Source organism: Rugamonas sp. FW305-51 (genome assembly GCF_058786935.1).
The window spans coordinates 26,465-49,852 of sequence record NZ_JBYSZG010000009.1; the positions used below are offsets into that span (position 1 = coordinate 26,465).

A 23,388-nucleotide genomic window follows, 5' to 3' on the forward strand; every position below is an offset into this window, starting at 1 on the left:
TTCTTCAGGGTTAGGGAGGGTCGTGCGGTGATGCCGTGCGGACGCTGCCAGGCTGATAAGTATTGCAGAAGTACATTTGTTGGCGCAAGTTTAATTGTTGTGGCATGGACCACAATGCAACGGCACGACGGTGGTGCGCGCAACATGGGCGCGGCGATGGTGGCTGGGCATGGAGTGGCACCGGGGCGTGCCTTGCGGGCCGGTCCCGCATGACGCCCCATCAGACCTGCTATGCGCCGGCCTGCTTGGTGGCGGCGGGGCGTCGTTCCGGCGATCCGGGGCGATCAGCCGACCAGTTGAATATCGGGCAGATTGGCCAGCACCTGCTCGTAGGTCGGGTAGGCCTCGAGCGCGCGCACGACGACGGGCAGCGGCTCGGCCCAGATTTCCGGCAGGTCGCGCTCCATGGGCGCGCGCACGGGAAAGGCCAGCGCTTCCGTGGGCGGCGAGAATGTGGCAGCCACGCCAGGCTTGTTGCCGCGCGCGTCGATGCGGTACCAGCCGAACTCTGGCAGGTGGACCGCGTTCAAGCCATGCAGGCAGTAGGGCGCGCCTGCGGTGCCGACGGACAGCCGCTGGTAGCACAGGCCGGCCGGAATGCCATTGGCGCGCAACAGGGCGGCCAGCAGGTGGCTCTTGGCGTAGCAGTAGCCGGTCTGGTGGCGCAAGACGTCCGACGCCTTGCAGGTGACGGGGTTGAGCTGGTAGTCCACGCTGTGGCGGATCTCGTCGCGGACAAATTCGAAGCAGCGCCGCGCCACCTCCAGCGGCGCGGCGGCGCCTGCCGCCAGCGCGGCGGCCTTGGCGGCCACCTCGGGATGGTCGAAATCGATGTACTGGCTGACGGCGAGATAGGATTGCATGGGACGGTGAACTTTCAGGTGGGAAGATGGCGCTCAGCAGATATCGGTGATTTTGCAGATCGCGCCATCGCGGAAGGCAAACTCCGAGCGGCCCGCCATGACCACTTCCTGGCCTTGTTTGAGGCCGTTGGGCAGGTCGCGGGCCACCACGGCGCGGAAACGGATGGCGGCGACGGCGCCGCCGTCATGGATGTCGAACGAGAGAATTTCCTGGTGCCGCTCGGCGAACAGGGGCAGCGACTGCTCGGCCAGCGCCGCCAGTTGCGTCCGTCCGCTGGTGCTGGCGTTGACGGTGCCGCCGGCGATGTTCTGGAACGCGACATCCGGGCTCACGGTGAGCAGCATGGCGGCGACGTCCTTGCGGTTGTAAGCGTCGATGTAGCGGTCCACCAGCATGCGCATTTCAACGGATTGCATCGACCACCTCCCCCGTGTGGCGGTAACGGATACCGCGGTTAATCAAGATTGAGCTTTGTATTTTTAGCATCGTTGCCGTCGCACTGTAACATAGGCGTACGCTGACCGGAAGATGGCAAGCCGCACTGGCCATCGCCGGCCGTTCGCTTATACTGGCGGGCCGTAGCCAGCCGCCGCACCGTACCGCACCGCACCTGACCCGACGATGAAGAAAGCCGCCACCGCCAATTTGCAAGCAACGCCCGCGCCCGCGCCGGCGCCGCCATCGCGCGCGCGGGTCGGCCGCCCGGGCGGTACGTCCGACCGCGGCGAGCGCACGCGCGAGCAAATCCTGCGCGCCACGCTGGAAATCATCGCCGCCCACGGCCTGTCGGGCGTGAGCCACCGCGCCATCGCGGCCCGGGCCGAGGTGCGGCTGTCGCTCACCAGCTACCACTTCGGCTCGCTGGAAGAGTTGCTGGAGGCGGCGTTCGATACCTATCACGCCCACACGGAGCAGCGCCGCACGGCCCTGGTGGCCCAGGTCGACCAGCAAATGCGGCAGCTGCCCGCCCAGTCGTCCAGGGCGGCCATGACGGCCACCGCCGAAGCGATGGCCGATAGGCTGGCCGCCTACATCCACGCCGGCGTACGCGAACACCGCACCGACCTGGCCGTGGAGTGCAGCTTCCTGTTTGCCTGGAACCTGTCGCCGGCCTTGCGCCACAAGGTGGACCAGCACAGCAAGGGCCTGGTGCAGCTGGCCGCCCGCGTATTCGCCCAACTGGGCAGCCGCGCGCCGGAAGTGGACAGCGCCGTGCTGCTGGCCACCATCCGCCAGCTCGAGTTCACCCAGGTGTCCACCGGCGAGGCGAGCGCCGTGGCCGACATCAAGTTGCCGCTGTTCCGCCTGCTGTTGGGCCTGCTGATGGCCCGGGACGCCACGCCGCCCGGCGCGCCGGTCTGATTCCACCGGCCTGAGTTAATTTAACAACACTTCGATTGACACTGGTTTTGAACAATGTGAATATTGGACGACTGTCCAATTTAAGCGTTTTTTCGATACCGGAGCATCGATGCAGAACCGAAACTCATCCAGGCCGGCCATGGCACTGTCTGCACTGCCTGCGCTGGCCGCGCTGGCCGCGCTGCTGGGCTGTCTGTGGGGTCAGGCCGGCGCGGCGGAGCTGACCGCCCGCCAGTCCCAGCTGCTGGCCTACAACTGCCTGCAATGCCATGCGCGTGCGGGCGTGGGCGCGCCGCAGGCGGGCGATGCGCAAGCGTGGAAGCCATACGCGGCCAAAGGTGAGCCGGCGATGCTGGTCAACGCTGTGCAGGGGATGGGCGGCATGCCGCCGCTGGGCTATTGCAGCGCCTGCACCGAGGCTGATTTCCGTGCCCTGATTCGTTTCATGGCCAGGCTGCCCGCGCCTGCCGCTGCCGCTGATGCCGGCGGCGCGGCGGCGACCCAGGGAGCGGCGAAATGAGGCGCCGCACCTTCCTGCAGGCGGCCGCCGGCGCGGGCGCGGCAGCGGCGGGCCTGCTGGCCGGCTGCGGCCGCAGCGACGCCGTGCCGCAAAGTCCGGTCGATTTCGTGCCCGGCCAGCCCATGCCGTGGATGAACTGGTCCGGCAACCAGAGCTGCACGCCGGCCTGGCGCGCCGCGCCCGCCAGCGAGGCGGAACTGGTCGACGTGCTGGCCCGCGCCAGGGGCGTGGTGCGCGCCGTCGGCGCCAGCCATTCCTTCAGCGCCGTGGTGCCGACGGACGGCACGCTGGTCGCCACCGATCTGCTGAGCGGGCTGGTGGCGCACGATACGGCCAGGCTGCAGGCGGAAATCTGGGCCGGCACCCGCATGCATGCGCTGGGCCCCGTGCTGCACGGTGTAGGCCAGGCGGTGCCGAACATGCCGGACATGGACTATCCGGCCATGGGCGGCGCCATCGTCAATTCCGTGCATGGCACGGGGCAGCGCTTCGGCTCCATGTCCTCGTGCGTGACGGGCCTGACGCTGGCCACGCCATCGGGCCAGCTGCTCGAATGTTCGGCCGAACGCAACGCGGCAGTGTTCCACGCGGCCCGCACCTCCGTCGGCGCGCTGGGCATCGTCTCGCGCATGACGTTGCAGAATGTGGCGCCGTTCCGGCTGGTGGAGACGACCAGGATCGAGACCACCGAGGACGTGCTGGCCGAAATCGCCAGGCGCTGCGCCATGCACCGCAATTTCGAATTCATGCCGCTGCCCCATTCTTCGCTGTGCGTGACCATCGCCACCGACGAAGCGGAGCCGCACGATACGCCGGCCGGGGAGGACGATCCGCAGGCCGTCAAGTCGCTGCGCACGCTGTGGCAGGCCGTGGGCTGGATGCCGGGCATGGGCGAGGTGGCCTACGACAAGCTGCTGACCACCTTCATGGCGGGCGAGGGCGCCCAGGTGCGCGTGGGCCAGTCATACGACGTGTTCCCGCACGTGCGCGTGGTGCGCTTTCGCGAGATGGAGTACACGGTGCCGGCCGACGCCGGCCCGGCCTGCGTGCGCGAGATCCTGCGCACCATCCGCGAGCGGCGCCTGCCGATCGCCTTCCCGCTCGAATACCGCTACGTCAAGGCGGACGACATCTGGCTCTCCATGTTCGAGGGGCGCGACGGCTGTTCGATCTCCGTGCACCAGTACGGCGACACCGACCACCGCGCCTATTTCGCCGAGATCGAACCGATCTTCTGGAAGTACGGCGGCCGTCCGCACTGGGGCAAGATCCACACGCTCGATGCTTCCCGGCTGGCGGCGCTCTATCCGCGTCACTGGAAGGACTTCCACGAAGTGCGGCGCAGCCTCGATCCGCAAGGCCGCATGCTGAACCCGCACCTGAAACACATCTTCGGAGCCTGACATGGTCACACGTCGCACCTTCCTGGCGGCCGGTGGCGCCGCCGCCGTGGCCGCCGCCGCCATCGCCAGGCCGCATGATGAGGGCGGCCCGTACCCGGCCTATTTCGCCGCCATGAACCGCACGCTGCGCGCGCAGCGCATCGACCGCCCGGTACTGGTGATCGATCTGGACCGGCTGGATCGCAACATCGCCCGCGTGCGCAAGTCGGCCGCCGTGGCGCCGGCCAAGACTTACCGCATCGTCGTCAAGTCGATACCCAGTCCGGGGCTGATTGATTACGTGGCCAAGGCGGCCGGCACCAATGCCTTCATGGTGTTCCACCGGCCGTTCCTGAGCGCGCTGGCGGCCATGCGGCCCGATGCCGATATCCTGCTGGGCAAGCCGATGCCGACCGATGCGGTGCGCCACTTCTACGCCGACCTGCAAGGCCCGTTCCGGCCCGAACGCCAGCTGCAATGGCTGGTCGACACGGAGGCGCGGCTGGCGCAGTACCAGCAACTGGCGCGCGAGCTGGGCGTGAAGATGCGCATCAACTTCGAACTGGACGTGGGGCTGCACCGGGGCGGTTTTGATGACCACGCGGCGCTGGCCAGGGCGCTGGCCGTGATCGCCGCCGACCCGCGGCACGTGGAGTTCGCCGGCTTCATGGGCTATGACGCCCATTTGATGGGACTGCCGGATTTCCTGGCCGAGCGCGAGTTCCCCAAGGTGCGGGCGCGCTACCAGGCCTGCCTCGACGTGCTCAAGGCCACCCAGCCTGCCATGGCGGCCAGGCCGTTGTGCCTGAACGGCGCCGGCAGCCCCACCTTCCGCCGCTACGAAGGCGACGCGCTGCTGAACGATATTTCGGCCGGCACCTGCCTGATGAAGCCCAGCCACTACGACTTGCCGTTGCTGGCCGAATTCGAGCCGTCCGCCTTCATCGCCACGCCCGTGCTCAAGCGGCTGGCGCACACCCGGCTGCCGTCGCTCGAGTGGACCGCGCCGCTGCTGGAAGGGTGGAACCCGAACCTGGCGCAGATGTACTTCATCTACAGCGGCAACTGGCTGGCCGAGCCGGAGGCGCCGCCTGGCCTCCATCCCCATTTCGCCTACGTCAGCTCGAACCAGCAGGGTCTGAACGGTTCGGCCAGGGTGGCGCTGGAGGTGGACGATTTCGTGTTCCTGCGGCCGTTCCAGAGCGAGGCCGTGCTGTTGCAGTTCGGCGACCTGCTGGCCCTGCGCGGCGACCAGGTGGCCGCGCGCTGGCCGGTGCTGAGCGCGGGGCTGTAGCAAACGAATGAAGATTCATCATCCGCCATCGATCAAGAGCAGCAATAACAACAACGGAGACCAGAGCATGCAGAATCGAAACCCGTGGGCCGCAGCCCGTTCCCCCTCGTCCGCCGCGCGGGCGCGCCCGCTGGCGCTGGCCATCTGGCGCGCCTTGCTGGGCGGCGCGTTTGCCGCCGGCGCCTTGCTGGAGCCGGCGGCGGCTGCCGAACCTTCCGGCGCGCAGCCGGTCGCCCAGGCCGGGCAGGGCGAGGATGCCGCCATCGGCATCGTTACCATCACGGCGCAAAGCCGTACCCAGGCAGCGCAAGCCGTGCCGATCGCCATGCAGCTGATCAGCTCCGACCAGATCGGCAAGCTGGCCGCGCCCAACCTGTCGGCCATGAACGGCTATATTCCCGGCCTGGCCGTGGATGCGGAGCAGCCCACGCAGCCCAAGTATGCGATGCGCGGCATCGGCACCAGCGACTTCGGCATCGGCACCGATTCGCCGGTGGGCGTGTATGTGGACGGCGTCTACACGGGCAAGACGGGCGGCGCGCTGATGAACTTCAACGACACGCAGCGGGTCGAAGTGCTGAAAGGGCCGCAGGGCACGCTGTTCGGCCGCAACAGCGCGGGCGGCGCCATTTCCGTCATCACGCGCGAGCCGTCGCAGGAGCGCGCGGGCGAGGTGCATCTGCGGGCCGGCAACCACGGCCTGGCCTACCTGGACGGCATGCTCAACGTGCCGCTGAACGACACGCTGGCGCTGCGCATGACGGTGGTCGACCAGTACAGCAAGGGCTGGCTGCGCGACGCCGCCACCGGCGAACGCCTGAACGGCACCAGCGACTGGGGCCTGCGCACCACGCTGCGCTGGAACGCGCCGGAGCAGACCAAGGTGCTGCTGTCGTGGGAACATGAAAAGCTGGACCAGAAGGCGCGGCCGGCCTTCGGCCTGGTGGCCTTGCCGGCGGCGCCCGGCGTGCCCACGGTGCCGGTCAATTCGCAAACGTATCTGGACCCGCGCACGGCGCCCGTCTACAACGACGCCAACGCCAATGCGGAGGCGCGCGACTTCGATGGCGTCACCCTGCGCATCGAGCGTCCGTTCGGCTGGGGCACCTTCAATTCCACCACGGCCTACCGCCACTTCAAGTCGCGCAACCTGGAGGACAGCGACGGCACCAACCGCATTTACACCCATCTGGACACCATCAACTACGAGAGCAACGGCAGCTGGCAGCAGGAATTCAAATTGTCCGGCAAGACGGCGCTGGTGGACTGGGTGGGCGGCGCCAGCCTGTTCTACGAGAACGCGCACCAGACCAGCCAGATCGCCATGAACACCGACACGCTCGACACCGTGTTCGGCAACCTGGCCGGCATGCCCGTCTACACGCTGCTGGACGGGGCGGCGCAGCAGTTCGGCATTCCGGCCAGGTTCTTCGGCCACGGCTGGCAGGAGAGCATGATCAACCGCAGCCAGTCCAAGGCCTACGCGCTGTTTGCCGACACCATCTGGCACGTGGCGCCCCGCCTGAACCTGACGGCCGGTGTGCGCCTGACGCACGACGACAAGCGCTTCTCGTGGTACAGCCCGAACCGCAGCGCGCCGGGGCTCGACGCCACGCTGGCGGCCTTGGACCAGCAAGGCTTCTTCCCCGGCCTGGTGCAGGCAGGCGCGCTGACGCCGGAGCAGTTGCAGCAGGTGATGGGGGCGCTGACGCAGAACATTGAATTCAACAACCCGGCGGCCGCCAACTCGGCCATCAGCGCCCACAAGGGCTGGACCGACGTCAGCCCGCGCGCGGTGCTGGACTACAAGCTGACGCCGGCCGTGATGGTGTACGGTTCCGTCACCAAGGGCTACCAGGCGGGCGGCTTCAATGCGCTGGCCGTGGCGGGAAAATACGAACCGGAGACGATCTGGAATTACGAGGCGGGCGTGAAGAGCTATTTCCGCGAGCAGCATCTGCTGGTCAATGCCTCGCTGTTCCACTACAAGTTCTCCAACCTGCAGTCGCTTAGCCTGATCGGCAACACGGGGTCCGCCATCCCCAGCTACCAGGTCAGCAGCAGCAACCAGGTCGCCACCGGCCTCGATGCCGAAGCGCGCTGGCAGGCCACGCGCGATCTGCGGCTGACTTTCTCGTCCGAGTACATCAACCAGAAGTACCAGCATTTCGTCACTGGAGACGGCGTGGACCTGAGCGACCAGCCGGTGGGCGCGCCATTGTGGTCGGCGGCCGGCGGCGTCGATTACACGTGGCGCGATGCGATGGGCGGCACACTCAACCTGAGCGTGCAGCATGCCTACACGGGCGCCACCCGCTGCAATGCGGACGCGCTGCAGGGCGCCTGCCTGCGCACGCCGGCCTTCACGGTGGGCGCGGCGCGCCAGCACAGCGATTTGCGGCTGGGTTGGGAGGCGGACAGCGGCAGCTGGGGCGTGGCGCTGTTCGTCAACAATGTGTTCGACAAGCGCTACGTGAACCGGATCGACAACACCTCGGCCGGCATCATGGGCACGCCGTTCGCGACCGTGTCCGAGCCGCGCCGTATCGGCATCGAGCTGCGCGCCAGCTTGTAGGGCGAGGGAAGGGGAGCCGGCACAAGCTATGCGGGCTCGCCTTCATGTGGCTGGCGGCAGCCGGGAATTGGTATTGGTTGCGACCGCCGCCAGTATCACGGCAGCACGAGCTTGCCGCTAGCCGGAGTTTCAGGAACGCCACCCAACGCCTGGCAGGCGGCGATGTAATCGTCGACGATTTGATGGAAATTGGCTTCAAATTCAATCACCGATACGCCGTGAAACGTGATGATGTCATCCACATCGTTGACGCGGCCGACGATGATCTTGTCTTCTGGATCGAAGCTCATGCTCGCGGTGTAGCCGCGGTAAGTCATCGTGTTTTTCATGGCTTGATCCCCATTCTTGTCAGCAGTTCGCGCACCGCCAGAATCCGATAACGCAACGCTTCCTTGCCTGGGTGCGGTCGATGGAAGGTTGCTCGGCGTCCCTGCCATTCAAATGTCACAGAGGAACCTTTCCCCTCAAGTATATGACAGCCAAGCGCACTCAACAGGGACTCAATGCGGGCCCATTCGATGTTGCCGTTAACTGGATCGGACCAGACGGCTTCCAACGTTTTATGGTGCTTGCTGTTCATGTGGCGATAATAGTACTGAGTATCCGGCCCGCTGTCGGTGCAGGTCAATATCGCGCAAACAAAAAAGCGCTGGCCCATCACTGGCGCCGGCGCTTGTCTGCTCACATGGGCAGGATCAGAAATGCACCCCGCGCAGCAGTTGCTGCATGGCGATCTGCTCGGACGTCAGCTGTGGCGCCTTTTTGCCGTCGCCGCCCTTGGCCGCGTCGGAATCGGGGAACATGCGGAAGGTCGTGTTGAGCACGATCTGCGCCACGCGCGGCATCAGCGCGTGCAGCACCTGGCCGAAGATGCCGACCCGGGTCGCGATGCGCACCGGCTTGTAGACGATGGCCTGGCTCACCATGTCGGCCGCTTCGTCCGGCGACAGGGTGGGCACGTTCTGGTAGATCTTGGTCGGCGCGATCATCGGCGTGCGCACCAGCGGCATGTTGATGGTGGTGAACTTGATGCCCACGTCCGACAGTTCGGACGAGGCGCAGCGGGTCCACGCTTCCAGCGCCGCCTTCGACGCCACATAGGCCGAGAAACGCGGCGCATTGGTCAGCACGCCGATCGAGGAAATGTTGATGATGTGGCCCCGTTTCTTGGCGATCATCGACGGCAGCAGGCCCATGGTCAGGCGCAGGCAGCCGAAGTAGTTCAGCTGCATGGTGCGCTCGAAATCGTGGAAGCGGTCATAGCTCGACTCGATCGCGCGCCGGATGGACCGGCCGGCGTTGTTGACCAGCACATCGACGCCGCCATGGTTCTCGATCAGCAGCTGGACGAAGCGGTCGCAGTCGGCCATGTCGGCCACGTCGGCCTGGTAGGTGACCAGTGCATGGCCGCGCGCTTCCACTTCGGCCTTGGCGGCGTCCAGCTTGTCCAGGTCGCGCCCGCAGATGATGGTGATGGCGCCCGCTTCGGCCAGCTTGTGGGCGGCGGCCAGGCCGATGCCCGACGAGCCGCCCGTCACCAGCACGACCTTGCCGGCCACCTGGCCGCGCAGCGTGTGGTCGATCTTCAGGGCCGGATCGAGGTTGCGTTCCCAGTAGTCCCAGATCGGCGCCGCGTAGCTGTCGAGCGGCGGGCAGCTGATGCCGCTGCCCTTGAGGGCGGCGGCCGCTTCGCGGTTGTCGAAGCGTGTCGGGTAGTTGACGAAGCGCATCAGGTCGTCCGGCAAGCCCAGGTCCTTCATGATGGCGTCGCGCAGGCGGCGCACGGGCGATAGGGCGAACACGCCCTTGCGGATGGACTTGGGAATGAAGCCGAACAGGGCCGCGTTGATGCGCAGGCTCATGGTTGGCGCATGGGCCGCGCGGCAGAAGGTGTTGAGCACTTCGCCCACCCGCATCGGGTCGGGATCGGTCAGGTGGAAGGCGCACCCGTCCAGCTTGGGCAGGTGCGAGATGTGGTCCATCGCGTTGACGACATAATCGACCGGGACGATGTTGATGCGCCCGCCTTCCAGGCCGATGGTGGGCATCCACGGCGGCAGCACCTGGCGGATGCGCTGGATCAGCTTGAAGAAGTAATAGGGGCCGTCGATCTTGTCCATCTCGCCCGTTCTGGAGTCGCCCACCACCATGCCGGGGCGGTACACGCGCCACGCGATCTTGCTTTCCTGGCGCACGATTTTTTCCGATTCGTGCTTGGAGGCGAAATAGGGGTGATCCAGCCCTTCGGCTTCGTCGAACATGTCCTCGCGGAAGATGCCTTCGAACATGCCGGCCGCCGCGATGGAGCTGACGTGGTGGAAAATGCCGGCCTGGATTGCGTTGGCGAACTCGACCGTGTTGCGGGTGCCGCCGATGTTGGTGGCCATTTCCTCGTCGGGATCGGCCGCCATGTCATAAATGGCCGCCAGATGATAGAAATGATCGATGTTTTTCGTCAGGTTCTTGATTTCATCCTTGGAAATGCCCAGCTTGGGTTTGCGCAGATCACCATATACTGGAATGGCACGGGTCTTGGTTGTGCCCCAATATTCGAGCAGGGCAGGCAGCTTGTCGCGGCTGCTTTCCCGCATCAGGAAATAGACGACGCTGCCTTTGCGTGCCAGCAGTTTCTTTACCAACCGTTTACCGATGAATCCAGTTGCCCCAGTAACAAAATACTGCATCTGCTTCCTCCTTTTGTGTTTTTGGTAATCCGCTGCCGCATCATTACAGGCCCGCCTATGATTGGCAAGTGCTGTGTTTTCAGGGTGAGACACATTAGAACGGCGGCTCTATCGCATTAGAATCACGTCTCTACTTTTGCTGTCTAAAATGAAATTATGTAAATCCGAATCAATGAAAAATCACACGGGAGTTCACTATGGTAAAGAAACTGAAGACTCTGGCAAAAGACGACGATAAACAGCTGGCCAATGCCGTGCGCAATTCGGCCCAGCAGATCTGGCAGGCCGGCCTGGGCGCCTTTGCCAAGGCGCAGGAAGAAGGCGGCCGTGTGTTTGCCAAGCTGGTCAAGGAAGGCACGGAACTGCAGAAACGCACCCGCAGCCTGGCCGAAGAAAAAGTATCGGATGTGCGCGACACCGTCAGCGGCCTGGCCGATGGCGTAGGCAAGCAGGCGGCCGGTTCCTGGGACAAGCTGGAGCAAGTGTTCGAAGAGCGCGTGGCCCGCGCCCTGAGCTCGATCGGCGTGCCTACCCACAAGGACGTGCAGACCCTGAGCAAGCGTGTGGAACAGTTGAGCAAGGCCGTCGAACAGCTGACGGGCAAGAAGCTGCCGGCCGCCAAGGCCGAGCCGAAAGCGGCCGCTGCCAAGAAAACCGCCGCCAAGGCCGTCGCTGCAGCCAAGCCGGCCGCCAAGGCCGCTGCCAAGCCAGCCGCCAAAGCCGCTCCCAAGGCCGCCAAAGCTGCCCCCAAGGCCGCTGCCAAAGCTGCACCGAAAGCTGCCGCCAAGCCCGCCGCAGCCAAGGCCGCCAAGCCAGCCGCCAAGGCCAAGCCTGCTGCCAAGGCCGCCATCAGCTTCCCGACCGCCGCTTCGGTGAAAGCCGCCGCCGACGCCAAGAAGCCAGCCGCCAAGCCAGCCGCCGCCGTCAACGCGGTTGCCGCCGACACGCCCGCTGCCTGAGCAAGCGGGCGCGGTACCGATTCCCCTCGGTCCTCACCCCGGCCTGTGCACGGGCCGGGTCCGGGGGGAACGTGAACGTAGAAATACCCGGGCTTGTGCAGTGCGCAGGCCTTTTTTTTGTCCAGTATCGTCCTCACTGTTGTGGCATGGAAACGCGCCACCTGCACGTATTGCCGGTAACACCTGAAGAATCGTAGTACTGCCATGCCCAAGATTGCCGCATCACCCAGCAAGTCCGCCCGCCGTGCCGCACCGCGCCGGGCATCCCGCAGCGCACCGCCCCCACCTCGTATCGGGCTGGCATTGGCGGGCGGTGGCCCGCTGGCCGCCGTGTACGAGATCGGCGCCCTGGCCGCGCTGGCCGAGGCGGTCGAGGGACTGGACTTGAACGATGCGAAAATCTACGTGGGCGTCAGCGCGGGCGGCATCATCGCCGCCGGGCTGGCCAATGGCGTCACGCCGCACCAGATGTGCCGGCTGTTCATCGAAAGCGATGTGGAGGCGGTCGACGGCGCCATCCTGTTCAAGCCGGAAACGTTGCTGCGCCCGGCCCTGAAGGAGTTCGGCAAGCGCCTGAGCGCCGCGCCGGGCTTGCTGGCCGGCGGCCTGTTCCATTACGTGCGCCACCGCGGCACGCTGGCCTCGTCGTTCGAGCGCATGAAGGAATTGCTGCCGGCCGGCTTCTTCTCGGGCGACGCCATCGGCGACTTCCTGGCCGCCACGTTCTCCCAGGCCGGACGCAGCAACGATTTCCGCAAGCTGGCCCACAAGCTGGTCATCGTCGCCACCGACCTCGACACGGGCAAGGCCGTGCGCTTCGGCACGCCCGGCTGGGACAGCACGCCCATTTCCGTGGCCGTGCAGGCCAGCTCGGCCGTGCCCGGCCTGTTCCCGCCGGTGGAAGTGGATGGCCACCATTTCGTCGACGGTGCCCTGCGCAAGACCATGCACGCCTCGATCGCGCTGGAGGAGGGTGTCGATCTGCTGCTGTGCGTCAACCCCATCGTGCCCTACAACGCCCGCTTCCAGGCCGGCGCCCGCAAGCTGGCCAACGGCGGCCTGCTCGATGTGCTGTCGCAGACGCTGCGTTCCATCCTGCACTCGCGCCTGGAGACGGGCCTGGCCAGCTACCAGATCAGCCATCCGGAGGTCGACATCGTGCTGTTCCAGCCCAGCGAGGACGACGCCGAGCTGTTCTTCACCAATATTTTCAGTTACAACAACCGGCGCCGGATGTGCGAGCAAGCCTATCAGAACACCCGCATGATGCTGTGGGAGCAGCGCGAACAGCTGGCGCCCAGGCTGGCCCGGCACGGCATGCGGCTCAAACTGTCCGTGTTGAGCGACACCAGCCTGACCCTGGTCAGCCAGAAACCGGCCCGCAAGGCCCTGACCCGGCTTGACAATGTCCTCAACGACCTTGAACGGTATTTAAAAGTAGCCCATGGCCTTCCAACGCACGGCAGTTTCTAAAATAGCAGCTTCGGTGTTATGCTTGCAGGAGAATAAAGAGAGATCGCCTGCTATGCTACAAAAAGCTCCCCGCCGCACCCGCGAACGCATCCTGGAATTATCCCTGCGCTTATTTAACGAATTTGGCGAGCCGAATATCACGACCACCGTGATTGCGGAAGAGATGAATATCTCGCCCGGTAACCTGTACTACCATTTCCGCAACAAGGACGACATCGTCAATTCGATATTCGTGCAGTTTGAAGCGGAAATCGAACGCATCCTGACCGTGCCCGACGGCCGCCGCTCCAATATCGAGGACGTGTGGCTGTATCTGCACCTGATGTTCGAATTGATCTGGCGTTACCGCTTCTTTTACCGCGACCTGAACGACCTGCTGTCGCGCAACCGCAAGCTGGAACTGCATTTCAAGCAGATCCTGGCGCACAAGATCAAGGTCGCCAAGCAGCTGTGCGAAGACCTGCGCAGCGAAAAATCGCTGGAAGCGAGCGACGTCGCCATCGACGCCATGGCCACCAATATGGTGGTGGTGGCGACCTATTGGTTGTCGTATGAATACGTGCGCAATCCGCGCAAGTACACGGAACAGCAATCGATGGCCGACGCGCTGGCGCGCGGCTGCTACCAGGTGCTGTCGCAGATCGGCCCTTATCTGCGCGACGAAACGAGCGTGCTGTTCCAGAAGCTGTCCGAAGAATACTTGAAAAAATTGAAATAACAATCTGAGTTACTTTTACGGAGATCGCTATGGCATGGAGTAAATTCCCGCATCCGGACGATGCTTATGTGTACACGGCGGCCAGCCTGAAAAAGGCCTGGCCCCGCCTGCACGTGGGCGATGCGGAACCGTTCCCGAAAGACGCGCGCCTGGTCGAGGCGTGGATCGCCTTCCATGCCGGCGATTTCGAGCGGGCCGCCAAATTGGGGCTGGACGTGGGGGTGGACGGTTACTCGGTGGCGCACAAGGCCACCTGCATGTACGCCACCTACCTGGAAAAGAGCGAGAAGAAAAAGATCGCCACCTACGAAGAAGTGGCCGAGCGCTGCGAGCGCCAGCAGCAGGAGCAGCCCGACAACGCGGCCGGCTACTACTGGCACGCCTACGCGCTGGGCCGCTACGCCCAGGGCATCTCCGTCGTCAAGGCGCTGGCCCAGGGCGTGGGCGCCAAGGTCAAGCACAGCCTGGACATGACGCTCAAGCTGGCCCCCAAGCATGCGGACGCCCACATCGCGCTGGGCACCTACCACAGCGAGATCATCGACAAGGTGGGCGCCATGATAGGCGGCCTGACCTACGGCGTGAAGAAGGAAGAGGGCTACAAGCACTTCAAGAAGGCGCTGGAACTCAATCCCGACTCGGCCATCGCCCGCATCGAGTATGCTAACGCCTTGGTCATGCTCGACGGCAAAAAGAAGATGGACGAAGCCGTCGGCCTGTATGAAGCGGCGGCCGGCTGCGACGCGCGCGATGCGATGGAGCGGCTGGACGTGGAAGCGGCGAAGGCAGAACTTGAGGATTAAATGGCTGTGACGAAAGCGATCTGTGTGTACTGCGGCGCCAACGCCGGCGCCAGCCCCCGCTACGCGGAGGCGGCCCGCGCGCTGGGTCGCGCCCTGGTGGAAGAGAACATCGCACTGGTGTACGGCGGCGGCAACGTGGGCCTGATGGGCATCATCGCCGACGAAGTGCTGCGCCTGGGCGGCGAAGTGACGGGCGTGATCCCCACCGCCCTGGTGGAGCGGGAAGTGGGCCACACGGGCCTGACGCGCCAGTTCATCGTCAAGGACATGCACGAGCGCAAGGCCATGATGGCCCAGCTGGCCGACGGCTTCATCGCCATGCCCGGCGGCATGGGCACGCTGGAGGAATTGTTCGAAATGCTGACCTGGTCGCAGCTGGGCATCCATGCCAAGCCCGTCGGCCTGCTCAACGTGGACGGCTTCTACGATAGCCTGATGGGCTTCATCGGCCATGCCAGCGGCCAGGGTTTCATCCGGCCGCAGCATGCGGCGCTGATGCTGGTCGAGGCCGATCCCCAGGCGCTGCTGCGCCGTCTGCGCGCGCCGGGCGCCTGAACTGCCATCAGGGCGGCCGCCTGCGCGGCGGCCGGCATTGCCGTCTGAACCGCCATCGGCGCGGCCGCACGTGTGGCCGCCCGCATTGCCAGGGCGGCCACGCCACAGTTTGCAACGCGCCGTCAATTCGCCGCCGTCTGGCGCTGCCCTTGGGCTGGATTCGCGTGTAGACTGATGTCATCGTGGGATCGTACGGGCGGCAGCGCCGTTCCCGGCGCGCGTCCACAGACCCCGGGGGCGCCGTGCAGACATGGATATAGCCACAACTGGAAGTATCAGCGATCGCACCCGCCGCGATCGCCCGCAGGCGCGGGCCCTGGTCATCGATGACGATCCCTTCATCCGCCTGCTGGCGCGCGACCACCTGGAAAAACTGGGCCTGCACGTGCGCGAGGCGCCGGACGGCGCCGCGGGCTTGGCCGCCATCGCCGAACTGGCGCCGGACCTGATCCTGCTCGACGTGATGATGCCCGACATGGACGGCTTCGAGGTATGCCGCCGCGCCCGTCAGCTGCCCGAAGGCGCCCTGTGCCCCATCGTCGTGCTGACGGCGCTGGAGGACGTGGACGCCGTCAACCAGGCTTACGAGGCGGGCGCCACCGATTTCATCAGCAAGCCCATCAACTGGGTGCTGCTGCAACACCGCCTGCGTTTCCTCCTGAAAGCGGCCAGCCTGCTGCAATCGGTGGCCAAGAGCGACGCCCAGATGGCCCATGCCCAGCGATTGTCCGCCGTGGGCAGTTGGGAATGGCAACTTGATACGGGGCGCGTCGTCTGGTCGGAGGAAATGTATCATCTCTGCGGCGGCCGCGCCGCCGTTCCCGTGCCCGGTTATCAAGCCTTCCTGCCGCTGGTGCATCCGGACGACCGCCAGCGCGTGGCGCTGGCGGTGCGGGCCGCGCTGGCCGACCGGGAACCGTACGACCTGGAACACCGGCTGCTGTCGCCGGACGGCTGCGAGCGCATCGTCCATAGCAAGGCTGACATCCTGTTCGGCGCCGGCGGCCTGGCCGTGGCCATGAGCGGCACCGTGCAGGACATCACCCAGCGCCGCCAGGCCGAGCAGCGCATCGCCTACCTGGCCAATTTCGACGCCCTGACCGAGCTGCCCAACCGCCACCTGCTCAACGACCGCCTGACCCAGGGGCTGGCGCTGGCCGCGCGCAATGGCCAGGCGCTGAGCTTGATGTGCCTGGACCTGGACGGGTTTAAATACGTCAACGACAGTTACGGCCACGCCATGGGCGACCGCTTGCTGCAGGCCGTGGCGCGGCGCCTGCAGGCGGTGGTGCGCGCCAGCGACACGGTGGCGCGCCTGGGCGGCGACGAATTCGTGCTGGTGCTGCCGGGGCTGGCCGGGGTGCGCGACGTACGCGCCATGGCGCAAAAGCTGGTCGACGCGTTTGCCGAACCGTTCCTGCTGGGCCAACACGTGCTGCGGGTGTCGGCCAGCGTCGGCATCGGGGTGGCGCCGGCCGACGGCGGCGACAGCGAGGCCTTGCTCAAGAACGCGGATGTGGCCATGTACGCGGCCAAGGAGGCCGGCCGCAACGGCTACCGCTTCTACGCGCTGGAGATGAGCCAGCGGGTCGAGCAGCGGGTCGAGCTCGAGCACGCGCTGCGCGAGGCCGTCGAACTGCATCAGTTCGAGCTGTACTACCAGCCCAAGGTGGACCTGCGCGGCGGCAGGATCATGGGCGTGGAAGCGCTGGTGCGCTGGCACCGGCCCGGCTATGGCATGGTGTCACCCGACAGTTTCATCCCGCTGGCCGAGGAAACGCGGCTGATCGTGCCGATCGGCGAATGGGTGCTGCGCACGGCGTGCGCCCAGGCCAGCGCCTGGCACGCGATGGGCTTCGAGCACCTGTCGATGGCCGTCAACCTGTCGGCCCACCAGTTCGCCGGACAACATGTGGCCCGCCTGCTGCTCAAGGTGCTGGCCGACGCGGGCCTGGCCGCCAACCAGCTGGAACTGGAGCTGACCGAGAGCGTCCTGATGAGCGACAGCGACGCGATGCTGGCGGCCCTGCGCGACATCAAGGCGCTGGGCGTGCTGCTGACGCTGGACGATTTCGGCACCGGCTATTCCAGCCTGGCCTACCTGAGGCGCTTCCCCATCGACGTGCTCAAGATCGACCGCAGCTTCGTGCGCAACGTCACCACCGACGCCGACGACGCCTCGCTCGCGCGCACCATCGTCCTGATGGCGCAGTCGCTCAAGATGAAGACGGTGGCCGAGGGGGTGGAAACGGCGGGCCAGTTGCAGTTCCTGGCCGGGCTGGGCTGCGACGCGGTGCAAGGTTATTATTTCAGCGCGCCGCTGGCGGCGCCGCAACTGACGGCCTTGCTGCACGCCCCCGGCGCTCTGCCGGCCGTGCCGGGCGAACTGCGGCGCGAGCGCACGCTGCTGCTGCTGGACGACGAACCGAACGTGCTGAGCGCGCTCACGCGGCTGCTGCGCCGGGATGGCTACCACATCTTGCAGACCACGTGCGCGCGCACGGCCTTCGAGTTGCTGGCCACCCATGACGTGCAGGTGATCGTCAGCGACCAGCGCATGCCCACCATGGCCGGCACCGCCTTCCTGCAACAGGTCAAGCAGCTGTATCCGGACACGATACGCATCATCCTGTCCGGCTACACGGAACTCAGCGCCGTGATCGACGCCATCAACCAGGGCGCCGTGTACCGCTTCCTCACCAAGCCGTGGGATGACCAGCTGCTGCGGGCCCAGGTAAGGGAAGCGTTCGATATGCACAGCCTGATGCATGGTGGCGGCCGGGGCGCCGTGCCGGTCGCCGGTCCGGGCTAGTCCGGCGATGTGACTCGAGAGGAGGGAACCCATGCCGCGAAACTTGAGATGGATGCTGTTGGCCGGCCTGCTGTGGGCGCTGGCCGGCCAGGCGGCGCCGCCCGTGCCGGCGGGCCCGCCGGCGCCAGGTGGCCGGGTGCTGGTGGTGGGCAGCGAGGAGGACTTCCCCCCGTTTTCCACCGGTACCAGCAGTGCCACGGCCGGCGGCTTCACGGTCGAGCTGTGGCGGGCCGTGGCGCGGGAGCGCCAGTTGCACTATCAATTGCGGGTGGGGACCTTCAATCAGATCCTCGACGAATTTCGCGCCGGCAAGATCGACGTGCTGATCAACCTGGCCCAGTCCGACCAGCGCCGCCGCTTTGCCGACTTCACCGTGCCCCACGTGACGGTGGCCGGCGCCATCTTCGTGCGCCAGGGCGAGTCGGGCATCGGGGCCGAGGCGGATCTGGCCCGCAAGGCCGTCATCGTGCTGAAGGCGGACCTGGCGCACGACTACGCCGTGGCCCAGGGCTGGCGGCAACTGGTGGTGGCCGACACGGCCGCCGACTGTTTCCGCCTGCTCGCGTCGGGCCAGCACGACGCCGTGTTGATCAGCAAACTGGTGGGCCTGCAGACCTTGCAACAGCTGAAGATCGGCAACGTCAAGGCCTTGCCCATCAAAGCCGGCTTCGCGCAGAAGTTCGGTTTCGCCGTGCAAAAGGGCGATGCGGACTTGCTGGCCACGCTCAACGAAGGCATGTCGATCGCCAAGCTGGATGGCACTTACGACGCCATCTACGATAAATGGTTCGGTATCTACGAGGCGCGCCAGGTGACCTGGCGCGACACGCTGCCCTACCTGGTGCCCATGCTGGCGGTGACGTTGCTGCTGTCGGGCTACCTGGTGCACCGGCGCCGGATCGAAAACGCGCTGCGCCACGCCAACGAACACCTGGAGGAGCGGGTGGCGGCCCGCACCCGCGAGCTGGAACAGGCCAGGGACGCGGCCGAATCGTCGAACCGGGCCAAGGGCGATTTCCTGGCCAATATGAGCCACGAGATCCGGACCCCCATGAACGCCATCCTCGGCATGGTGTACCTGACGCTGAAGACGGAGCTGCAGCCGCGCCAGCGCGACTACCTGGAAAAGATCCAGCTGTCGAGCAAGCATCTGCTGGGCATCATCAACGATATCCTGGACTTCTCCAAGATCGATGCCGGCAAGCTGGACCTGGAAGTGACGGACTTCGACCTGCAGCGCCTGCTGCAGAACGTGCTGGACCAGGTGCTGTTCCGGGCGCTGGAAAAGAGCTTGCGGGTGCGGCTGGAGCTGGATCCGGCCTTGCCCCGCTACCTGCGCGGCGATCCTTTGCGGCTGACCCAGGTCCTGCTCAATTTTGCCAACAATGCCGTCAAGTTCTCGTCCAGTGGCGAGATCGTGATCCGCGCGACGGAAACGATGGTCGGCGCTAGCGGCAGCCTGATCCGGTTTGAAGTGGAGGACCATGGCTGCGGCATCGCGCGCGCGGAACAGGACAAGTTGTTCCAGGCGTTCCAGCAGGCCGACTCCAGCACCACGCGCCAGTTTGGCGGCACGGGGCTGGGCCTGAGCATCTGCAAGCGCCTGGTGACGCTGATGGGCGGCACGGTCGGCGTGACCAGCTCACCGGGACGGGGCAGCACCTTCTGGTGCGCGATCGAGTTCGCGTTCGGCCGCGCGCCGCTCGAGACCGGCCAGACGCCGGTCATGGCCAGCCAGCGTTGCCTGGCCGGCATCCGTATCCTGCTCACGGAAGACAACCCGCTCAACCAACAGGTGGCCCATGACATGCTGGCCGACGCCGGCGCGACGGTGCTGATCGCCGACAACGGCGTCGAGGCGCTTGCCATACTGGGCCGGCAGACCGTCGATTGCGTGCTGATGGACATACAGATGCCGGAGATGGACGGGCTGGAGGCGGTGCGGCGTATCCGGGCCGATCCGGCGTTGTGCGCGTTGCCGGTCGTCGCCCTGACCGCCAATGCGCGCCAGGAGGAGCGGGAGCAGTATCTGGCGGCCGGCATGAACGACGTCATCAGCAAGCCCGTCGACTTCGAGCTGCTGTACGGCGCGGTGCGCAAGTGGGCCGGTTGCGCCTCGGACGTGGCGGGCCGGCGGCAGCAGGCGGCGGGCAAGCCGCCTTGCGATGGCGGCCCCTGTGCGCTGGACCTGTCGGTATTGAGCCGGCTGTGCGTCGATAATCCGGAACGCCTGGCGCGCTATGTGGACGTATTCGTGGGATCGTTGCAGCAATCGGTGACCGAGTTGCAGGTGGCGCTGGAACGGCGGGACCTGGCCGCCATCGGCTTGCTGGGCCACAAGGTCAAGTCGTCGGCCAGCGCCGCCGGCGCTGGCGAACTGGCGGCGCTGGGGCAGGCGCTGGAAGGGATGGGCAAGGACGGCAGTCTGGCCCAGGCCGCGGCGCTGATCGGCCGCCTGCCGGCCCAGCTGGAGCGGATCAGGGCCCAGGTGGCGCTGCAGCCTGGCGGCGGCTGACGCCGCGGCGCGCTATGGCCACAGCCGCTGGCCGGCCGTGTCGAGCTGGGTCAGGTACAGCCGCAGGTCGAACTCGTACTGGTGGTAGTTCGGTTCCATGTAGGTGCACAGCTTGTAGAAGGCCTTGTCGTGCTGCTTTTCCTTCACGTGGGCCAGTTCATGGACGGCGATCATGCGCAGAAATTCCAGCGGCACTTCCTTGAACACGGTGGCCACGCGGATTTCATGCTTGGCCTTCAGCTTGCCGCCCTGCACGCGCGAAATGGCCGTATGCAGGCCCAGCGCATGGTTGATGACGTGGATCTTGCTGTCGTATTCCACCTTGTTGATCGGTTCAGCGTTGCGCAGATGTTCCGTCTTCAAGTCCTGCACGTACTGGTACAAGGCCTTGTCGGTGCGTACGTCGTGCGCCTTGGGGTAGCGCTTGAGCAGCACTTCGCCCAGGCGATTTTGCGCGACCAGCTGCGAGACCTGTTGCTGGGTTTGTTCGGAATAGGCGCTGAGGTACTTGAGGGCGGACATAACAGAAAGGCAATGGGGAGCCGGGCAGGGGAGGCGGCAATATACCATAGCGGCCGAAAACGCCGTATCATCAGGGGATACCATTGCCGAGCTGCCCGAAGGGTGAAAAGCCGGCAGACCGACAGCCGCCAGTTCGCCAGCCGTCCAGTCCGATAGTCCGCCAGTCCGATAGTTCGTTACTCATGCGTACCCACGTCAATTCCCTCGGCCTCCTGATCCACGGCGACGCCACCTTGCCGTTCAGTTATCCCGACCACATCGACCGCGCCAGCCTGGACGCGCTGCCGTCCCAGCCTGGCATCTACATTTTTCGCGACGCCGATGGCGACGCCCTATACGTGGGCAAGAGCGTCAACATCCGCCAGCGCGTGCTGAGCCATCTGCGCACGGCCGAGGAAGGGCGCATGCTGCAGCAAAGTTGCCGCGTCGATTATGAGTGCACGGGCGGCGAGCTCGGGGCGCTGTTGCGCGAGTCGCAACTGATCAAGCAGTGGCAGCCGCCCTATAACCAGAAACTGCGCGGCTTGCGCGAGATGTGCGCGCTGCGCATGGAAGGCAACCTGCCCCAGGTAGTGTTTTCCAGCGAAGTCGATTTCGCCCGTACGGAAGGCTTGTACGGCCTGTTTGGCGGCCGCTCCAGCGCCATGGAAACGCTGCGTAATGTAGCCGACCGTGCCTGCCTGTGCTGCGCCGTGCTGGGGCTGGAAAAAGTGGCACGGGGCCGGCCCTGCTTTGCCCGCCAACTGGGGCGCTGCGCCGGTGTCTGCATCGGCGCCGAGAGCCGGGAGGCGCACGGGGAGCGGATACGGGCCGCGCTGGAGCCGCTCCACATTGCCCCATGGCCGTTCGCGGGCGCGGTCGGCATCGTCGAGGAATCCGATGGCGTGCGGCAGGTGCACGTGGTTGACCACTGGTGCTACCTCGGGCCGCGCGGCAAGGGGCGGCGCCGTGCCAAGGCTCCGCCGCACTTTGATTTCGACGTCTACCAGGTTCTCGTCCGGCCACTGCTGCAGGGCGGCCTGACGCTGGAACTACCTTAGCTCGCGCTCGCGCGCGCCCTCGAAGCTGGCGCGCGTCGTATCCTCGTCGCGCTGGCCGAAGGCGTAATTGGCCTCCAGCCACATGACGTTGATGATGGCGGCCGACAGCGCCAGCCCCAAGCCCAATATCCAGGTGAAATACCACATAGTGTCGTCCTTTCAGTATGCCGTGTGTTCGTTGTCGCGGATGTGTTCCAGCGTGACCTTGCCGCGCACCACGCGGTAGACCCAGCCCGTGTAGCTGACCACGATGGGCAGCATGATGACCACCACCCAGAACATCACGGCCAGGCTCTTGTGGCTGGCGACGGCGTCCCAGGCCGTCAGGCTGCTGCCCGGCGCCAGCGACGACGGCAGCACGAAGGGGAACATGGCCGCGCCCGCCGTCAGGATGATGGACGCCACCGTCAGGCCGCTGGCCAGGAAGGCCGCCACCGTGTGGCGCCGCAGGCTCAGCACGATGACGAGCGCCGCGCCGCAGAAGCCGGCGATGGGCAAGGCGCGTGTTGCGGGCCAGCGGCTGTAGTTGTCCAGCCAGGCGCCCGTGGCTTGCACCACCGTCTTGGCCACTGGCATGAAGGCCGTGTTCGCGTCCGGCATGGCCGTGATGCGGTAGCCGGCGATGCCGTGGGCCACCCACAGCCCGCCCGCGGCGAACAGCGCCATGGTCACGGCGGCGGCACCGATGGCCAGCACACGGGCGCGGCGCGCGATGACGCCATCCGTCTTTTGCTGCAAAAAGGTGGCGCCGTGCATGGCCAGCATGGCCACGCTGAGCACGCCGGCCAGCAGGCCGAACGGGTTGAGCAGCTGGAAGAAGTTGCCCGTGTATTCCATGCGCATGGTGCTGTCGTACTGGAATGGCACGCCCTGCAGCAGGTTGCCGAAGGCCACGCCGAAGATCAGCGGCGGCACCAGTCCGCCCGTGAACAGGCCCCAGTCCCACGCGTTGCGCCAGCGCGGGTCGGCCAGCTTGCTGCGGTAGTCGAAACCCACGGGCCGGAAGAACAGTGCGAACAGACACAGCATGAGCGCGATGTAGAAGCCGGAGAAGGCGGCCGCATACACCAGGGGCCAGGCGGCGAACACGGTACCGCCGGCGGCGATGAACCAGGTCTGGTTGCCTTCCCACGTGGGGCCGATGGTGTTGATGATGACGCGCCGCTCGCCGTCGTTGCGCCCCAGGAAGGGCAGCGCCATGCCGACCCCGAAGTCGAAGCCGTCCGTCAGCGCGAAGCCCAGCAGCAGCACGCCGACGAAGCACCACCAGATGATTTTGTAGGTTGCATAATCGAATAACATGGTCGCTC

Annotated in this window: 21 protein-coding genes; 13 read left to right on the top strand and 8 right to left on the bottom strand. The window is 65.9% G+C overall.

Annotation, left to right across the window (positions count from 1 at the left end; all coding sequences use genetic code 11):
* Window positions 1-284: 284 nt before the first annotated feature.
* Window positions 285-863, bottom strand: coding sequence for a transglutaminase-like domain-containing protein (locus AC3WOS_RS08730; RefSeq protein ID WP_492715516.1), 579 nt, complete (start codon window positions 861-863; stop codon window positions 285-287).
* A gap of 33 nt (window positions 864-896) precedes the next feature.
* Entirely contained in the window at window positions 897-1,280 is a 384-nt protein-coding gene (locus tag AC3WOS_RS08735; protein ID WP_492715517.1) for a nuclear transport factor 2 family protein, read from the bottom strand.
* Window positions 1,281-1,485: 205 nt separating this feature from the next.
* Between AC3WOS_RS08735 and AC3WOS_RS08740 the strand changes: the two genes are divergently transcribed.
* From AC3WOS_RS08740 to AC3WOS_RS08760, 5 genes are all read left to right on the top strand, one after another.
* Complete coding sequence (locus AC3WOS_RS08740; RefSeq protein ID WP_492715518.1) at window positions 1,486-2,226, top strand: TetR/AcrR family transcriptional regulator; 741 nt, start codon at window positions 1,486-1,488, stop codon at window positions 2,224-2,226.
* A gap of 139 nt (window positions 2,227-2,365) precedes the next feature.
* Window positions 2,366-2,746: a c-type cytochrome gene (locus AC3WOS_RS08745; protein WP_492715519.1), complete on the top strand. Its 381-nt coding sequence runs from the start codon at window positions 2,366-2,368 to the stop codon at window positions 2,744-2,746.
* Window positions 2,743-4,149, top strand: a complete 1,407-nt coding sequence (locus AC3WOS_RS08750) for a D-arabinono-1,4-lactone oxidase (RefSeq protein ID WP_492715521.1) — start codon at window positions 2,743-2,745, stop codon at window positions 4,147-4,149. Before AC3WOS_RS08745 ends, AC3WOS_RS08750 begins: the two co-directional genes overlap by 4 nt.
* Window position 4,150: 1 nt before the next feature.
* Window positions 4,151-5,422 carry an alanine racemase gene (locus tag AC3WOS_RS08755; protein ID WP_492715522.1) on the top strand — a complete coding sequence of 424 codons (1,272 nt, stop codon included), beginning with the start codon at window positions 4,151-4,153 and terminating at the stop codon, window positions 5,420-5,422.
* Between the two features lie 67 nt (window positions 5,423-5,489).
* Window positions 5,490-7,997, top strand: a complete 2,508-nt coding sequence (locus tag AC3WOS_RS08760; protein ID WP_492715523.1) for a TonB-dependent receptor — start codon at window positions 5,490-5,492, stop codon at window positions 7,995-7,997.
* A gap of 95 nt (window positions 7,998-8,092) precedes the next feature.
* Here the strand turns inward: AC3WOS_RS08760 and AC3WOS_RS08765 are convergent, their stop codons facing one another.
* Genes AC3WOS_RS08765 through AC3WOS_RS08775 form a run of 3 tightly spaced genes read right to left on the bottom strand, consistent with a single transcriptional unit; the run spans window position 8,093 to window position 10,681 of the window.
* A complete protein-coding gene (locus AC3WOS_RS08765; protein ID WP_492715524.1) occupies window positions 8,093-8,326 on the bottom strand; it encodes a type II toxin-antitoxin system HicB family antitoxin in 234 nt (77 codons plus the stop codon).
* Window positions 8,323-8,655 (bottom strand): type II toxin-antitoxin system HicA family toxin, encoded by a 333-nt coding sequence (locus AC3WOS_RS08770; protein ID WP_492715525.1) that lies wholly within the window; start codon window positions 8,653-8,655, stop codon window positions 8,323-8,325. Before AC3WOS_RS08770 ends, AC3WOS_RS08765 begins: the two co-directional genes overlap by 4 nt.
* A gap of 37 nt (window positions 8,656-8,692) precedes the next feature.
* The gene (locus AC3WOS_RS08775; RefSeq protein WP_492715526.1) at window positions 8,693-10,681 is read right to left on the bottom strand and encodes an SDR family oxidoreductase; all 1,989 of its coding nucleotides are present in this window, start codon (window positions 10,679-10,681) and stop codon (window positions 8,693-8,695) included.
* 197 nt (window positions 10,682-10,878) lie between these two features.
* On the opposite strand from AC3WOS_RS08775, the gene AC3WOS_RS08780 reads away from it, so the two are divergent.
* The 7 genes from AC3WOS_RS08780 (at window position 10,879) to AC3WOS_RS08810 (ending at window position 20,516) form a co-directional block, all read left to right on the top strand.
* On the top strand, window positions 10,879-11,640 hold the full coding sequence (locus tag AC3WOS_RS08780; protein WP_492715527.1) for a phasin family protein: 762 nt from the start codon (window positions 10,879-10,881) through the stop codon (window positions 11,638-11,640).
* Between the two features lie 204 nt (window positions 11,641-11,844).
* Window positions 11,845-13,113, top strand: a complete 1,269-nt coding sequence (locus tag AC3WOS_RS08785) for a patatin-like phospholipase family protein (protein ID WP_492715528.1) — start codon at window positions 11,845-11,847, stop codon at window positions 13,111-13,113.
* A gap of 52 nt (window positions 13,114-13,165) precedes the next feature.
* Window positions 13,166-13,831, top strand: coding sequence for a TetR/AcrR family transcriptional regulator (locus AC3WOS_RS08790; protein WP_492715529.1), 666 nt, complete (start codon window positions 13,166-13,168; stop codon window positions 13,829-13,831).
* A 29-nt stretch (window positions 13,832-13,860) separates the two neighbouring features.
* Entirely contained in the window at window positions 13,861-14,634 is a 774-nt protein-coding gene (locus tag AC3WOS_RS08795) for a hypothetical protein (RefSeq protein ID WP_492715530.1), read from the top strand.
* Window positions 14,635-15,189 (top strand): LOG family protein, encoded by a 555-nt coding sequence (locus AC3WOS_RS08800; protein ID WP_492715531.1) that lies wholly within the window; start codon window positions 14,635-14,637, stop codon window positions 15,187-15,189.
* 250 nt (window positions 15,190-15,439) lie between these two features.
* Window positions 15,440-18,001 carry an EAL domain-containing protein gene (locus tag AC3WOS_RS08805; protein WP_492715532.1) on the top strand — a complete coding sequence of 854 codons (2,562 nt, stop codon included), beginning with the start codon at window positions 15,440-15,442 and terminating at the stop codon, window positions 17,999-18,001.
* A 31-nt stretch (window positions 18,002-18,032) separates the two neighbouring features.
* Window positions 18,033-20,516 (top strand): ATP-binding protein, encoded by a 2,484-nt coding sequence (locus tag AC3WOS_RS08810; protein ID WP_492715533.1) that lies wholly within the window; start codon window positions 18,033-18,035, stop codon window positions 20,514-20,516.
* 12 nt (window positions 20,517-20,528) lie between these two features.
* Here AC3WOS_RS08810 and AC3WOS_RS08815 read toward each other — a convergent pair whose 3' ends face one another.
* The gene (locus tag AC3WOS_RS08815; protein WP_492715534.1) at window positions 20,529-21,038 is read right to left on the bottom strand and encodes a YgjP-like metallopeptidase domain-containing protein; all 510 of its coding nucleotides are present in this window, start codon (window positions 21,036-21,038) and stop codon (window positions 20,529-20,531) included.
* A 182-nt stretch (window positions 21,039-21,220) separates the two neighbouring features.
* On the opposite strand from AC3WOS_RS08815, the gene AC3WOS_RS08820 reads away from it, so the two are divergent.
* Entirely contained in the window at window positions 21,221-22,078 is an 858-nt protein-coding gene (locus AC3WOS_RS08820; protein WP_492715535.1) for a GIY-YIG nuclease family protein, read from the top strand.
* On the opposite strand, the gene cydX is transcribed toward AC3WOS_RS08820, so the two are convergent.
* Together cydX and cydB are read right to left on the bottom strand one after the other, a co-directional pair.
* The gene (cydX, locus tag AC3WOS_RS08825) at window positions 22,070-22,225 is read right to left on the bottom strand and encodes a cytochrome bd-I oxidase subunit CydX (RefSeq protein ID WP_492715536.1); all 156 of its coding nucleotides are present in this window, start codon (window positions 22,223-22,225) and stop codon (window positions 22,070-22,072) included. The two genes, AC3WOS_RS08820 and cydX, sit on opposite strands and share 9 nt — an antisense overlap.
* A gap of 12 nt (window positions 22,226-22,237) precedes the next feature.
* Window positions 22,238-23,380 carry a cytochrome d ubiquinol oxidase subunit II gene (gene cydB / locus AC3WOS_RS08830; RefSeq protein WP_492715537.1) on the bottom strand — a complete coding sequence of 381 codons (1,143 nt, stop codon included), beginning with the start codon at window positions 23,378-23,380 and terminating at the stop codon, window positions 22,238-22,240.
* Window positions 23,381-23,388: the final 8 nt, after the last annotated feature.